This window comes from Pseudomonas sp. PWP3-1b2 (assembly GCF_049896045.1).
GTDB lineage: Bacteria > Pseudomonadota > Gammaproteobacteria > Pseudomonadales > Pseudomonadaceae > Aquipseudomonas > Aquipseudomonas antarctica_B.
The window spans coordinates 23,921-38,417 of record NZ_JAFCTN010000011.1 but is presented as its reverse complement, the minus strand read 5'-3'; the positions used below and the strand labels follow the sequence as shown (position 1 = coordinate 38,417).

Genomic DNA, 14,497 nt, shown 5'->3' with positions numbered 1-14,497 from the left:
GGTGAAGCCCTTCAATGCTCCTATGTTGTGTTAAGTGTTGGCAGATATCTGGGCCCCGCCCTAACGGTCCAGAACTTGAACCCCGAACTTCCCCTCCCCATGCGAAGTCCGGGGTTTTTTTTGCCCGCAGAAACGTTATTCCGCGATTTCTGCGCCCTTGTCCGCCAATTCCATCCAGCCGGCCAGCACGGTGTAAGCGTCTTCCAGGCCCATGCGCTTGGGCGCCGAGAACAGCTGGATGGTGATCGCATCACCCCAACCTCTGCGAATGTCGGCCTGCACTTTGAGCAGCGTGTTCTTCGCTGCGCCGTAGGTCAGCTTGTCTGCCTTGGTCAGCAGGATGTGCATTGGCATGCCGCTGGCGACCGCCCAGTCGAGCATCAACAGGTCGAAGTCAGTCATTGGATGACGGATGTCCATCATCAAGATCAAACCCTTCAAACTCTCGCGGCCACCCAGGTAAGCCTCAAGGTGACGCTGCCAGTGCAGCTTCAACGGGATAGGTACTTTTGCGTAACCGTAGCCCGGAAGGTCGACCAGACGCCGATCATCGTCTAGCTTGAAGAAGTTGAGTAGTTGCGTGCGGCCCGGAGTTTTGGAGGTGCGCGCCAGGCTGGCGTGAGTCAGGGTGTTCAGCGCGCTGGATTTACCGGCGTTGGAACGGCCGGCAAAGGCGACTTCAAAGCCCTCGTCATCGGGGCATTGGTCAACTTTGGCGGCGCTGAGCATAAACGTGGACTGTTGGCACAGGCCGAGGATGGGATTCTTGAGTTGCATGAGATTTCCGATGTGGGCGGTGCCGAAAAAGGGTGCGGCAAGCGGTGTCGTTTCCGTTTGAGTAGCGCCAGTATATAATGCCGCAGATTTTGTGTGTGCTTTGTCCCAGCGAAGGATGAGGTTCACGGGAGCGAAAGACCTTCATTGCGCATTAGAACGCAAAACGCTCTCAAACCCTGAAAAGGTCGATGTATGACCTGATGGTTGCCCGCTTTTGGTGTGCTGATTCCGCTTTACGGCGCTCAGGCTACACAGGATCCGGAAGCGCTGTACAACCGAGTTTGCGTGGTCACGCTGGTGTAACACGTGACCCAGGGTTTCAAGGCAATGCCGCCGCGTGGTTTGTGCATGGACTGCAGTACTGAGGATTACCAGGCCATCATTCAGATGATGGTGAGTAAACCCGGTAGATAACTCTTAAACCTCTTAGCCGTAGTTGGATTAGCTGATGAACAAATTGATCGTGAGTCTGCTGTTGACCCTGGGCATCACCGGTGTTGCCCATGCCTCAGGCGACGCTACAGCCGGCCAGGCGAAAGCCGCCGTGTGTGGTGCCTGCCACGGACCGGACGGCAACAGCCCGGCGCCGAACTTCCCCAAGCTGGCTGGCCAGGGTGAACGTTACCTGACCAAGCAGATGCACGACATCAAGGACGGCAAGCGCACGGTGCTGGAAATGACCGGCTTGCTGACCAACCTCAGCGATCAGGACCTGGCAGACATCGCGGCGTATTTTGCCAGCCAGCAAGGCAGTGTGGGAGCTGCCGACCCTAAAACGGTGGCTCACGGTGAAGAACTGTTCCGTGGCGGTAACCTGGAAAAGGGCATGCCTTCCTGCCTCGGTTGCCACTCGCCTAACGGCGCAGGCCTTGCCGCCGCAGGCTTCCCGCACTTGAGCGGCCAGCATGCGCAGTACATTGCCAAGCAACTGACGGACTTCCGTGAAGGTAATCGCACCAACGATGGCGATACCAAAATCATGCAAACCATCGCTAACAAACTGAGCAACAAGGACATCGAAGCGGTTTCCCAGTATATCCAGGGCCTGCATTGATCCCCAGGCGACGTTAACGCTCGATTAATCCATCGATGCAAGCATAAAAAGGGCGGCTTAGGCCGCCCTTTTTTGTGCCCTGTGCCGTTACACTAACGAACTCATGCCCGCGTAGACCTGTCACAACAAAGGTCGCGTGAGGCGACTTTATTTGTCCTGGAGTAAAGCATGCGTAATCTGATCCTCAGCGCCGCTCTCGTCACTGTCAGCCTCTTCGGCATGACCGCACAAGCTGCCGACGTGCCGCTTGAAGCCGGTAAAACCTACGTTGAATTGGCTAACCCGGTCCCGGTTTCCGAGCCAGGCAAGATCGAAGTGGTGGAGCTGTTCTGGTATGGCTGCCCGCATTGCTACGCCTTCGAACCGACCATCAACCCATGGGTTGAGAAACTGCCTTCCGACGTAAACTTCCGACGCATTCCGGCCATGTTCGGCGGCCCATGGGACGCCCACGGCCAACTGTTCCTGACCCTGGAAGCCATGGGTGTTGAGCACAAGGTCCACAACGCCGTATTCGATGCCATCCAGAAACAAGGCAAGCGCCTGACCAAGCCGGACGAAATGGCTGACTTCGTCGCCACCCAAGGCGTCGACAAAGACAAGTTCCTGGCCACCTTCAATTCCTTCGCTATCCAGGGCCAGATCAAGCAGGCCAAGGAACTCGCGCAGAAATACGGCGTGCAGGGCGTACCGACCATGATCGTCAACGGCAAATATCGCTTTGACCTGGGCACCACCGGTGGCCCTGAGCAAACCCTCAACGTTGCCGACCAGCTGATCGCCAAAGAGCGGGCAGCCAAGTAAGGGAGACACCATGCGCCGCTGGGGTACCGAACGTGTGGTTGGCCTGCATGATCCGCAGGTCAACGAACATCACCTGGAATCTACAGGCCTGCCGGTAGACAGCCGCCTGCGCCTGCTGAGCTTTAATATTCAGGTGGGCATCAGTACCGAGAAGTATCGGCACTACCTGACCCGTGGCTGGCAGCACTTGCTGCCCCACAACGGGCGGGCGCTGAACCTGCAAAAGATCGGCAACCTGCTGAACGACTTCGATCTGGTCGCCCTGCAGGAGGCCGACGGCGGCAGCATACGCTCCGGTTACATCAACCAGGTGGAACACTTGGCCCAGTTGGGTGCCTTCCCGTATTGGTATCAGCAACTCAACCGCAACCTTGGGCGTCTGGGCCAGCACAGTAATGGCGTGCTCAGCCGCTTGAAGCCATGGGCTATCGAAGATCACCCGTTGCCTGGCCCCAAGGGCCGGGGCGCGATCCTTGTGCGCTTTGGCGAAGGCCCGGAAGCACTGGTGGTGGTCATGATGCACCTGTCGCTCGGCTCACGAACCCGCATGATGCAGTTGGCTTACATCCGCGAGCTGATCGGCAATTACAAACATCAGGTGCTGATGGGTGACATGAACACCCATGCCAGCGACCTGTTGCAAAATTCCCCGCTGCGGGACCTCGGGCTGCTGGCGCCGCAAGTCGAAGCCACGTTTCCCAGCTGGCGCCCGCAGCGCTGTCTTGACCATATCCTGCTCAGCCCGACCCTCACGCTCGAGAGCGTGCAGGTTCTTGCGCAGCCCATCTCTGATCACCTGCCCGTCGCGGTAGAGATTCGTCTGCCGGGTTCGCTCACGGCTGATGCATACCCCGCGTTGAGCCCTGGCCCTCGCGGACCCCTTGCATGAGTGACGACGCCCAGCGCTGGAAAGAGAAATACCTTATAAGCGTTGAGCAACAAGACAAGCTCGAACGGCGATGGGCTGCCCGCCTCGACCTGCTGCGTCGAGGTCTGGTCCGCAGCACGCTGGCGGCTGAGGGGACTGACCGCGCGGTCGATCAATGCATGAAGGAAATGCGCGACGTAGTGCGCACCGACGACATGGACGCCGCCCTCGCCGCCTTGCTGCCGCGCCTGGAAAAGGCCGTGCTGGATTCGGAACAGCGCCGCGAAACCCGGGTCGACCAGATCAGCACCGCGCTCACCGCGTTAGTCACGCAGCTACAGAAATTGCCGTTGCCGCGTGAGGTGGCGCGCCCGCTGAAAACCTTCGCCAAGCAGTTGGATGGCCGCGTCGGGCAGGCACGGGAGATACCGCTGCTGCTCAGTGAGCTGAGCAGCCTGCAAGGTCAGGCGCTGAATAACCTGGAGCCTGAGGGCGACGCTACGCGCGCCGGGCCGGGGCTGTTGCAGCGTCTGTTTGGCGCGAAAGAGGTGTCGAATGAAGCGCCGGTGGTCGACAATCCACCGCCGGCGAAGCCTGAACCCGTTGCGCCAAAGTCCGAGTCCGAGCCTCAACCACACGCGCAGTCCGATGAGCTGGCACAGGCCCTGCGCGCCTTCGCGCCGTTGCCGCCGACACCTGTCGCCGCCCCGCCTGAACCTGTTGCGCCTGCCAGCGAGGCAGACGTCGCCAGCGAGACATTTGTCTTCGAAGCGCCCGCCACCGTGCAGCCTGTCGGGGCGCTTGAGCCCGAAGGTGTTGAGCCGCTTGTGGAACAATTGGCGCCCGAAAGCGCGCTCGCGGCTTTTATCGAAACGCCCGAGGTTGAGCTCGACACGCCGGATGAAACCACCATCGGCAGCCTGTCTCTGCCACCTGTGCCGAACGTTGACGAGCCAGAGCCCGATGCGCTGCAGCCGGACGGCATCTACGCCTTGCCCGATTCCCCCGAGCCGTCCTACAGCTCGGTGGCCAAACATATTGAAGACACCCTGCTTGGCCTGCTGGAAGACCTTTCGCTGCCCGAGCGCCACCGTCCCCAGGCCGAAGCCATGCGTGAGCGTCTGGCCCACGGTTTGAACTGGTACGAGCTGCTGCCGATCCTGGATGACCTGACGGTGCTGATGCTGGCCGTCACCGACAGCGGCCAGCATGAATTCGAGGCTTACCTCAAGCAGCTCAACGAACGTCTTGAAGCCTTCCAGGGCCATCTTCAAGTGGCCAGCGACGGTCACGCCGACAGCCGCTCGGCCGCACGTGAGTTGGATACGCAGATTCGTGAGCAAGTCGACGGCTTGCAAAGCAGCGTGCAGGACGCGGCCGACCTGGACAGCCTCAAGCACGTCCTGGAAAGCCACCTCGAAGCCCTGCTCGGCACGATGGACGAACACCGCCAGCAGCGCGACCAGCGCGAGCAGGAAGTGTCGGCGCGCCTCAAAGGCTTGGCCGAACGGGTTGCCAACATGGAACAGGAGGCTCAGGGCTATCGCGAGCATCTGGAGGTACAGCGCCAGAAGGCCTTGATCGACCCGCTTACCGGCCTGCCCAACCGTGCGGCGTGGAGCGAACGCCTGGACCATGAGGTCAACACGTGGCACCAGCAAGGCAACAGCCTGGCGCTGGCCATGCTGGACCTCGACCACTTCAAGCGCATCAACGACAGCTACGGCCACCTGGCGGGCGACAAGGTGCTGAAGATCATTGCCAGCGTGTTGCGCAAGCGCCTGCGCCCGACTGACTTCATCGCGCGTTTTGGCGGTGAAGAGTTTGTGTTGCTGATGCCCGATTCATCCCTGGCAGACGCTTTGGCCGTGGGCGAAGTGCTGCGTGAGGCTATCCAAGCGTGCCCGTTCCACTTCAAGGGCGAGCCGGTGACCATCACCGTGTCCATGGGCGTGGCGCAGTTCCAGCCGGGCGAGCGCAGTGACTCGGCACTCAAGCGCGCCGACGAAGCGCTTTACCGAGCCAAGGCGGCGGGACGCAATCAGGTGCAGCCGGCGTAAAAAATGTTCCATTTTGTAATTTGACCGTCGGGCGGCACACCATACGTTACACTGTTGCATTATCGTCTTCAGCGTAACGTCTTCCGCCATGAAATCACTGTACTTCGCCTTTGCGTTTCTCCTCCTCGCCGGCTGCGCCAGTGGCCCGCGACTGAACACCAGCCACCCTTCGGTGAACCACGACAACCGCGTGCAGTTTGTCGTTGTCCATTACACCTCAACCAACCTTGAACGCTCCCTGGCGCTATTAACCCACGGCCAGGTCAGCAGCCATTACCTGATCGGCGACGACGCCTCGGGCACCATCTACAAACTGGTGGACGAGAGCCAGCGCGCCTGGCATGCCGGGGAAAGCCAGTGGTTGGGCCGCACCTGGCTCAACTCCAGCTCCATCGGCATCGAGATCGTGAACCCTGGTTATCAGGACACGCCGAAAGGCCGGGTATGGTTCCCCTACTCCGAACCGCAGGTGCAGTCGCTGATTGTGTTGCTCAAGGACATCAGTAAGCGCAACGGCATAGACCCCAAGAACATCATCGGCCACAGCGACATCGCGCCGCTGCGCAAACTCGACCCGGGCCCGTTGTTCCCATGGAAACGTCTGGCGGCTGAAGGCTTAGGGGTTTGGCCGGATGCGCAAGCGGTCGCTCGATTCCAGGTGCAATACGCGGCAGAGCTGCCGAGCATTACGTGGTTCCAGGAAGAACTGGCGCGCTTGGGGTATCAGACGCCACAGACCGGTGAGCTGGATGTCGCCACGCGCCACGTGATCGCCGCGTTCCAGATGCATTTCCGTCCATCACTGTTTGATGGCACGCCCGATGCTGAAAGTGCCGCGATCCTGCGCGCGTTGAACCGCACGTAAAAGATGAACCCAACCTAATGTGGGAGCGGGCTTGCTCGCGAATGCGGAGTGTCAGTCACCAGATTCATAGACTGATCCACCGCATTCGCGAGCAAGCCCGCTCCCACATTGTTTTCAACCAGATTACAGCGGCAGCGCCATATAGAACTGCGTGCCCTGCCCCGGCCGCGAATACACACCCATGCGGCCGCCGTGCAGTTGCACGATTTCCTTGCACAGCGCCAGACCCAGACCGGCACCGCCTTTCTTGCGGCCCACCTGCACGAAGGGTTCGAAGATGCGCCCTTGCTGGCCGTAGGCAATACCTTCGCCGTTATCTTCGACGCTGATAATCACCCGCTCGCCATGACGGCGCGACTGCAGGCGAATCTGCCCGCCATCGGCGGTGTGCCGCAGGGCGTTGGCCAATAGATTGTCGAGCACCCGCTCCAACTGAGCTTGGTCGGCGTACAACCGGGGCAAGTCCGATTGCGCTTCCACCAGCAGTTCGATCTGTTGCGCATTGGCCAGCTCCGCGAACCGGGCGCGCGCATGTTCCAGCAGATCGGTGACATCGCACGGCCCCAGCGTGAGTTTTTGCAGGCCGTTCTGGTAGCGGGAAAAGTTGAGCAGGTCGTTGATCAGTTGCATCAGGCGCTGCATTTCTTCATTGACCGTGTCGAGCAGGTCCGCTTCACGGGACTCCGCCGGAAACTTTGCACGCTCGCGAAACAGCCCGAACGCCATGTGCATGCCGGTCACGGGTGTGCGCAGTTCGTGGGAGGCGCGCAATACGAACTCGCTGCGTACGCGCTCGAAGGCGCGTTGTTCAGTCACGTCATGCAGCACCATCACCGCGCCCAGAATATGCCCTTGGGTGTGGCTGACCGGCGTCAGGCTGTAGGTCAGCAGGCGCAGTTCGCCGTCGACTTCCACTTCCAGGTCTTCCGGCGCCCGCTCCAAGTTACCGCCGCGCAGCACCAGTTGCAGTTGTTCATCCATTTCCGGGCGGCCGAGTGCCTCGCCCAAACCCTGACCCAGACGTGCCTCGTCCCAGCCCAGTTGTCGCTGTGCAACAGGGTTGAGGTGCTCCAGGCGGCCCTGGCGGTCGATCATCAGCAGGCCATCGTCGATGCTGTCGAGCACCGCTTGCAGGCGCTGTTGACCGGCCAGCAGCTCATCCACATTGGTCGCCTGATGCTGGCGCAGCGCTTCGGCCATGATGCCGAAGCGACGGGTCAGTTGATTCATCTCTGCCGCCGAGGAAATCGGCAGCGTCACCTCGAAGTCGCCTTGCCCGATCTTGTCGGCAGCTTTGGCCAGTGCCTCGATCGGCCCGCCAAATCGCCGTGCGATACCGTGTGCCGTGACGAAACCGATAATCAGCACCGCCAGCCCTACCAGCCCGAGCAGGCCTGCAATCAGCAGCGCGCGCTCGCGGGATTTGTGTTCACTGGTGCTGATGTTTTCCAGCGCCTTCTTGTGCTCAGCGATCAAGCCGTTGCGCAGCACATTGAAGTTTTCGGTGAGCTTTTCCTTGCTGCCGGGCGGCGGTGACGCTTGCTGGGATTCGTCAAACGCCTCCAGCAGGTTTTGGTAATTCGTGCGGGCCTGTTTGAAGCCGTGGCTGTGGCCGTCGCTCTCTTCGTGGGCGACGCCCTGATCCAGCAGGTCAAAATAATGCTGTTTCGACGCTTGCAGCGCCTCGGGGTCGGGGCGCTTTTCCAGCATCATAATCAACTGGTCGCCCAGGCTTTGGCGCAGCTTCAGCCCCAGGTCCAGGGTGATGAAATTGCTGCGTATCAGCGACTCCTGGGTCTTGGCCATTTGCATGACGCTGACCAAGCCCAGGATCAAGCCCAGCAGGGCGACGGTGATCAGCGCTGAGATACTCAGAAACAACCGAGTGCGCAATTTCATCGCAAGCTTCATAGGGTACAGCTCATAGATTGTACTGTTTACGTTTGCGGTAGAGCGTCGACGCATCGATGCCCAGCGTGCGGGCCGCCTGGTCCAGGGTGTCGCTGGTGGCGAGTACGGCGCCGATATGCGCTTTCTCCAGCTCGTCCAGGCTCAAGGCTGCGCCAATACGCGGTGCATTATTGGTCGGTTGCTCGGCCATCCCGAGGTGGCTGATTTCAACCTTCTCTTGCGGGCAAATAATGCTGGCGCGTTCCACCACGTTACGCAGCTCGCGGATATTGCCCGGCCAGCGGTAGTTGAGCAGCGCCTCACGTGCGTCATCGCTGAAACCCCGCGCAGGGCGGGCATATTCCTTGACGAAGCGCGCCAGGAAGCGGTCGGCCAGGGTCAGGATGTCTTCACTGCGTTCACGCAGTGGCGGCAGGTGCAAGGTGATGACATTGAGGCGGTACAGCAAGTCTTCACGGAAGCGACCGTCACGCACCATGTCTTCCAGGTTCAGGTTGGTGGCCGCCAGAATGCGCACGTCGGCGCGGCGCGTCACCGGGTCGCCTACGCGTTCGTATTCCTTGTCCTGGATGAATCGCAGCAACTTGGGTTGCAGGGTAAGAGGGAAGTCGCCGATCTCGTCGAGAAACAGCGTACCGCCATCCGCCTGGTTGACGCGTCCCAGAGTGCTTTCGCTGGCGCCGGTAAACGCGCCGCGGCTGTGACCGAACAGCTCGCTTTCCATCAATTCCGCCGTCAGTGACGGGCAGTTGATGGTCACGCAGGATTTTTTCGAGCGCTTGCTCCAGCCGTGGATGGCTCGGGCCAACTCACCCTTACCGGTGCCGGACTCACCGAGGATCAGAATGTTTGCGTCGGTACCTGCCACTTGGCGTGCCGTTTCCAGCACCACCATCATCGCCGGGCTGTGGGAATCGAGGCCATCTTTGGGCTGGCGCACTTCGCCTTCCAATGCTTCCAGACGCGCCGACAGCTGACGCACTTCCAACTGCTTGGCGGTGGCCAGGCGCAGTTGGTCAGGGCTGCACGGTTTAACCAGGTAATCAGCTGCACCCGCTTGAATGGCATCCACAGCGGTATCGACAGCGGAATGCGCAGTCACAATCACCACGCGCATCCAGGGCGCCTGAATGCGCATTTGCGCCAGTACATCCAGGCCATTGTCTTCGCCCAGGCGCAGGTCGAGGAAGCACAGGTCGAACACCTGGCGCTGCATCAGGGCGTCGGCTTGAGCGGCGCTGTTGGCGGTGGCGACGGTGTAGCCTTCATCTTCCAGGCAATAACGGAAGGTGCGGAGGATCGCGGATTCGTCATCCACTAAAAGAATGCGGCCTTGAAGTTCCTTGGCTGATTCCATCTGTCCCGCGCTCCTTAACTATATGAATGATGGTGATTAGTCCCGGAATAATCGGGCAAGTTGCATGGTTTATTCTGATTCATAAAAAGCATTTTCGCGCAGGTATCTACGCTCCTTCCTACAAACGCTCTGGAGGGTGGCTTTTTCATGCCTTCTTGCCAGTTCGGCAATGGCGTATTGGCTTTCGATCCGTCGACCCGACCATTGGCTATCGTGCATTTCGCACGGCCAGGATAGGGCCATCGTGCAGGATGCTGGGCCATGTATCGATGAATGATTCGTAACCTTATGATTTTATTAAGTTTTATTTTGTAAAAAAACTGGCATGTACCCTGCAATATCCCTCCCAACAGACGAATAATCAGAATGCGGGAGAAATGCAGCATGACTCGCCAAAGCCTCAGCCAACTACGTGTATCGCCACTGCGCTTGCAGCAAGGTCTGTTTGCCAGCCTGGCGTTGATGGTCACGTTGATTGCCGGCCAGCAGTTGCAGCATGTGCAGCACAGTCAGCAGCAAACCCCGCAATTTGAACGTCCAGTGATGACTCAAACCCATTTCCGTTCCGTTGGCAGCGCTTCCGCCGACGTAACCGCCCCGCAACTGAGAGTGGCGGACCAGGATTCGACCATTGGCGACCTGCCCGTTCAAGAGCGTTGGGTGTTCTAGGCAATAAACCGCCGCTCATGTTGAGGGGCTGTACGGCTTCACCGTTGTTACTTCTATAAGAGCTAAGGAGAATCATCATGTTGAGTTGGGCAATCACATTTCTGATCATCGCCATTGTGGCTGCAGTTCTGGGCTTCGGTGGTATCGCGGGCACCGCCACGGGTATCGCCAAGATCCTGTTCGTGGTCTTCCTGGTGATGTTCATCGCTTCGTTCTTCTTCGGTCGTCGCGGCCGAGGCTGAATATGACCACTCTGACCCTCAAAGCCATTGCTGCCGCCCTGCTCCTGGGCGGCAGCGGTCTGGTCATGGCCGCCAATGACGGCCAGACCCGGGCCAACGAATTGCTCACGTCGGACCCGCAGTTTCGCGAGACGTGGCAAGGCGTGGTGAAGAAAGAAGAGCGCCTGCCGGAATGGGTGATGAACCTGTCGGGTACGGCTGAGCAGATGAATGCTGTGCAAGAAGACGGCGACAAGTATTTGGTCGGCCCGCTCTGCGAAACCGCAGACACGTGCCTGAACAATCGCCTTATTGTTGCCTTCAGTTACGACAAGAAACATGCCTACGCCATGTTGGTACAAGTCCCGGCCGGTTTGCCGGCGGACAAGTCGCCAACCCGGCACGCCGACTACCGTTTCCTGGGTAAGCCGGACGAAGGCATGCAGAAGTTGCTCATGGAGCAACTGAAGAAAGACCCGAATTGGTACTAGGTTGCGTCTGACGCGCACCGCGTCAATGAAGCCTTTGTCCAAAGAAAGAAGCCTTCCGCTTCTTTCTGCCTGTACCCCTCGCCAAGAGGGGTGCATGACCAGGGGGCCGGGTTGCTCTGATCGTTTAAGATCGGCGTGACCTACGGGTACAGGGAGTGCCTGCGCAAGGGCCGGGTCAGGTGAAGAGCTGCGACGCAAGTTCACAAGTCCTCAAGCTTGCTGAACTTGCGGCGGGCTTATGACTCGTATGCCACTCCTCTTATGCAGCACATAGCCGAAATTTTCTGTATTGCTCAGGACTAATCATTTCCTGGTGTGTCTGAGCGACCATCTATCGAGAAAATTTCACCCACGCTATCGAGCTCTTCTGACGTCAATCCCGTGAATTCCCAGGCATTTCTGCCAACTGTCACAGGTCGTCCAACTTCTCTGCGCGAGCCGGTGGTGGCACGTCAACGGCATATTCGCCCGCTGTAATGGCGGAATCGAACTGACCAATCGGACAGTTAATTTCAATAAAAGTCATGCCGATTCGGCATAGGGTAGGCGTTTACGGCATTAGACGTCGCACGCTTGCATGGGAATAGTTGCGCCTTTTTTCGCCTGCCAGTAAGCCATTTCGGCCACGCTGCGGTGACCTTCTACGGAGGCGGATGCACACACTTTTTCGCTCTCGAGCGTTGCAGCTGGCGCATTTGCCTTAAGTCCACTTGAAGTAAGGGTAATGACATGAAGAAGGCAAAGCTAAGCCTCGCCTGGCAGATCCTCATCGGTTTGGTGCTGGGGATCGCAATCGGTGCAGTGCTCAACCATTTCAGTGCTGAAAAGGCCTGGTGGATCAGCAATGTGTTGCAGCCAGCGGGCGATATCTTTATCCGCCTGATCAAGATGATCGTGATCCCGATTGTGATTTCCTCGCTGATCGTCGGCATTGCCGGTGTGGGCGACGCGAAAAAGCTCGGGCGTATCGGCGTCAAAACCATCCTTTACTTCGAAATCGTCACCACCATCGCCATCGTGGTCGGCCTGCTGTTGGCCAACCTGTTCCACCCGGGCGCCGGCATCGACATGAGTACCCTGGGTACCGTCGACATCTCCAAATACACCGCCACTGCTGCCGAAGTGCAGCATGAGCATGCGTTCATCGAGACGATCCTCAACCTGATCCCGTCGAACATCTTTGCCGCCGTGGCCCGTGGCGACATGCTGCCGATCATTTTCTTCTCGGTGTTGTTCGGCCTGGGCTTGTCGAGCCTCAAGCCCGAGCTGCGCGAGCCGCTGGTGACCATGTTCCAGGGCGTTTCCGAGAGCATGTTCAAAGTCACCCACATGATCATGAAGTACGCGCCGGTTGGCGTGTTCGCATTGATCGCGGTGACCGTCGCCAACTTCGGCTTCGCTTCGCTGCTGCCGCTGGCCAAGCTGGTGATCCTGGTTTACGTCGCCATTTTGTTCTTCGCCTTCGTGGTACTGGGCCTGATCGCTCGCCTGTTTGGCTTCTCGGTGATCAAGCTGATGCGCATCTTCAAGGATGAGCTGGTACTCGCCTACTCCACCGCCAGCTCCGAAACCGTGCTGCCGCGCGTGATCGAGAAGATGGAAGCCTACGGCGCGCCGAAAGCCATTTGCAGCTTCGTGGTGCCGACCGGCTACTCGTTCAACCTCGACGGTTCGACCCTGTACCAGAGCATCGCGGCGATCTTTATTGCCCAGCTTTACGGCATCGACCTGTCGATCGGTCAGCAACTGATGCTGGTACTCACGCTGATGGTCACCTCCAAAGGCATCGCCGGCGTGCCGGGCGTGTCCTTCGTGGTGCTGCTGGCCACCCTGGGCAGCGTGGGCATCCCGCTGGAAGGCCTGGCGTTCATTGCCGGTGTCGACCGTGTGATGGACATGGCGCGTACCGCACTCAACGTGATCGGCAATGCCTTGGCCGTGTTGGTCATCTCTCGTTGGGAAGGCATGTACGACGACGCCAAGGGCGAGCGCTACTGGAACTCCCTGCCGCACTGGCGCAGCAAAGAAGCCTCGCCGACCGCCCAAGCCACTCGCGGCTGACAGCTCACGGCTTGACAGCAAACCCCGGAAAATTCCGGGGTTTGTCGTTTCTGTCAGCCCCGCTATCATTCGCCCCATCTTTCGGGGGATTTAACTGATGCTCAATGGCCTGTGGCTTGGCTTCTTTGTCGTGGCAATGGTGTCAGCACTGGCGCAATGGCTGATCGGCGGTAATGCCGGGATTTTCGCGGCGATGGTCGAAAGCATTTTCGCCATGGCCAAATTGTCGGTGGAAGTGATGGTGCTGCTGTTCGGCACCCTGACCTTGTGGCTGGGCTTTTTGCGCATCGCCGAAAAAGCCGGGATCGTCGACTGGCTGGCCAAGGCCCTCGGGCCGCTGTTCCGCCGCCTGATGCCGGAAGTGCCGGCGGGCCATCCGGCCATCGGTTTGATTACCCTCAACTTCGCTGCCAATGGCTTGGGCCTGGACAACGCTGCCACGCCCATCGGCCTCAAGGCCATGAAGGCGTTGCAGGAACTCAACCCGATCCCCAATACCGCGAGCAACGCGCAGATTTTGTTCCTGGTACTCAATGCGTCTTCGCTGACGTTGCTGCCGGTGACCATCTTTATGTACCGCGCCCAGCAAGGCGCTGCTGACCCGACACTGGTATTTCTGCCGATCCTGTTGGCCACCAGCGCCTCGACCCTGGTCGGCCTGCTGTCGGTGGCCGTGATGCAACGCCTGCGCCTGTGGGACCCGGTGGTGTTGGCCTACCTGATTCCCGGTGCGCTGATCCTCGGCGGCTTCATGGCATTGCTGGCGACGTTGTCGGCCACGGCGCTGGCGGGCTTGTCTTCGATCCTCGGCAACCTGACGCTGTTTGGCCTGATCATGCTGTTTTTGGTGATCGGCGCGCTGCGCAAAGTGAAGGTGTACGAGGCATTTGTCGAAGGTGCCAAAGAGGGATTCGACGTTGCCAAGAACCTGCTGCCGTATCTGGTGGCGATGCTCTGCGCGGTTGGGGTATTGCGCGCCTCCGGCGCACTGGATTTTGGCCTGGAAGGGATTCGCCATCTGGTGGCCTGGACGGGCATGGACACGCGTTTCGTTGACGCCTTGCCGACCGCGATGGTCAAGCCGTTCTCCGGCAGTGCCGCGCGTGCGCTGTTGATCGAGACCATGCAGACCAAGGGTGTGGACAGTTTCCCGGCACTGGTGGCGGCGACGATTCAGGGCAGTACGGAAACCACCTTTTATGTGCTGGCGGTGTACTTTGGGTCGGTGGGAATTCAGCGGGCGCGGCATGCGGTTGGCTGTGCGTTGCTGGCTGAGTTTGCCGGTGTGGTGGCGGCGATTGCGGTGTGCTACTGGTTCTTTGGTTAAAACTTAAATTGCTATCGCAGGCAAGCCAGCTC

The 14,497-nt window shown here is 59.4% G+C and carries 13 protein-coding genes and 2 pseudogenes; 12 read left to right on the top strand and 3 right to left on the bottom strand.

Going from position 1 to position 14,497, the window contains the following annotated elements:
- Positions 1-135: 135 nt before the first annotated feature.
- Positions 136-777: a ribosome biogenesis GTP-binding protein YihA/YsxC gene (yihA, locus tag ACP7A2_RS09840; RefSeq protein ID WP_348054680.1), complete on the bottom strand. Its 642-nt coding sequence runs from the start codon at positions 775-777 to the stop codon at positions 136-138.
- A 204-nt stretch (positions 778-981) separates the two neighbouring features.
- On the opposite strand from yihA, the pseudogene ACP7A2_RS09835 reads away from it, so the two are divergent.
- The 7 genes and pseudogenes from ACP7A2_RS09835 to ACP7A2_RS09805 all read left to right on the top strand — a co-directional run.
- Positions 982-1,062: pseudogene (locus ACP7A2_RS09835) on the top strand (cytochrome); the annotation flags it as partial.
- Between the two features lie 3 nt (positions 1,063-1,065).
- A pseudogene (locus ACP7A2_RS09830) lies at positions 1,066-1,191 on the top strand (cytochrome); the annotation flags it as partial.
- A gap of 34 nt (positions 1,192-1,225) precedes the next feature.
- Positions 1,226-1,831: a c-type cytochrome gene (locus ACP7A2_RS09825; protein ID WP_348054678.1), complete on the top strand. Its 606-nt coding sequence runs from the start codon at positions 1,226-1,228 to the stop codon at positions 1,829-1,831.
- A gap of 168 nt (positions 1,832-1,999) precedes the next feature.
- Positions 2,000-2,635, top strand: coding sequence for a thiol:disulfide interchange protein DsbA (dsbA, locus tag ACP7A2_RS09820; RefSeq protein ID WP_426134046.1), 636 nt, complete (start codon positions 2,000-2,002; stop codon positions 2,633-2,635).
- A 10-nt stretch (positions 2,636-2,645) separates the two neighbouring features.
- Positions 2,646-3,524: an endonuclease/exonuclease/phosphatase family protein gene (locus ACP7A2_RS09815; RefSeq protein WP_426134045.1), complete on the top strand. Its 879-nt coding sequence runs from the start codon at positions 2,646-2,648 to the stop codon at positions 3,522-3,524.
- A complete protein-coding gene (locus tag ACP7A2_RS09810; protein ID WP_426134044.1) occupies positions 3,521-5,563 on the top strand; it encodes a diguanylate cyclase in 2,043 nt (680 codons plus the stop codon). The genes ACP7A2_RS09815 and ACP7A2_RS09810 overlap by 4 nt, the downstream gene beginning before the upstream one ends.
- Before the next feature lie 88 nt (positions 5,564-5,651).
- The gene (locus ACP7A2_RS09805; RefSeq protein ID WP_426134043.1) at positions 5,652-6,428 is read left to right on the top strand and encodes an N-acetylmuramoyl-L-alanine amidase; all 777 of its coding nucleotides are present in this window, start codon (positions 5,652-5,654) and stop codon (positions 6,426-6,428) included.
- A 123-nt stretch (positions 6,429-6,551) separates the two neighbouring features.
- Here ACP7A2_RS09805 and ACP7A2_RS09800 read toward each other — a convergent pair whose 3' ends face one another.
- Together ACP7A2_RS09800 and algB are read right to left on the bottom strand one after the other, a co-directional pair.
- A complete protein-coding gene (locus ACP7A2_RS09800) occupies positions 6,552-8,339 on the bottom strand; it encodes a KinB sensor domain-containing domain (protein WP_426134042.1) in 1,788 nt (595 codons plus the stop codon).
- 10 nt (positions 8,340-8,349) lie between these two features.
- Entirely contained in the window at positions 8,350-9,696 is a 1,347-nt protein-coding gene (algB, locus tag ACP7A2_RS09795; RefSeq protein ID WP_094949662.1) for a sigma-54-dependent response regulator transcription factor AlgB, read from the bottom strand.
- Between the two features lie 384 nt (positions 9,697-10,080).
- Here algB and ACP7A2_RS09790 point away from each other — a divergent pair, with 384 nt between their 5' ends.
- The 5 genes from ACP7A2_RS09790 (at position 10,081) to ACP7A2_RS09770 (ending at position 14,465) form a co-directional block, all read left to right on the top strand.
- Positions 10,081-10,365, top strand: a complete 285-nt coding sequence (locus ACP7A2_RS09790; RefSeq protein ID WP_426134041.1) for a hypothetical protein — start codon at positions 10,081-10,083, stop codon at positions 10,363-10,365.
- Positions 10,366-10,442: 77 nt separating this feature from the next.
- Entirely contained in the window at positions 10,443-10,607 is a 165-nt protein-coding gene (locus ACP7A2_RS09785) for a DUF1328 domain-containing protein (RefSeq protein ID WP_003170804.1), read from the top strand.
- Between the two features lie 2 nt (positions 10,608-10,609).
- Complete coding sequence (locus tag ACP7A2_RS09780) at positions 10,610-11,077, top strand: inhibitor of vertebrate lysozyme family protein (protein WP_426134040.1); 468 nt, start codon at positions 10,610-10,612, stop codon at positions 11,075-11,077.
- A gap of 729 nt (positions 11,078-11,806) precedes the next feature.
- On the top strand, positions 11,807-13,138 hold the full coding sequence (gltP, locus tag ACP7A2_RS09775; RefSeq protein ID WP_426134039.1) for a glutamate/aspartate:proton symporter GltP: 1,332 nt from the start codon (positions 11,807-11,809) through the stop codon (positions 13,136-13,138).
- Positions 13,139-13,235: 97 nt separating this feature from the next.
- On the top strand, positions 13,236-14,465 hold the full coding sequence (locus ACP7A2_RS09770) for a nucleoside recognition domain-containing protein (protein WP_426134038.1): 1,230 nt from the start codon (positions 13,236-13,238) through the stop codon (positions 14,463-14,465).
- Positions 14,466-14,497 lie beyond the last annotated feature (32 nt).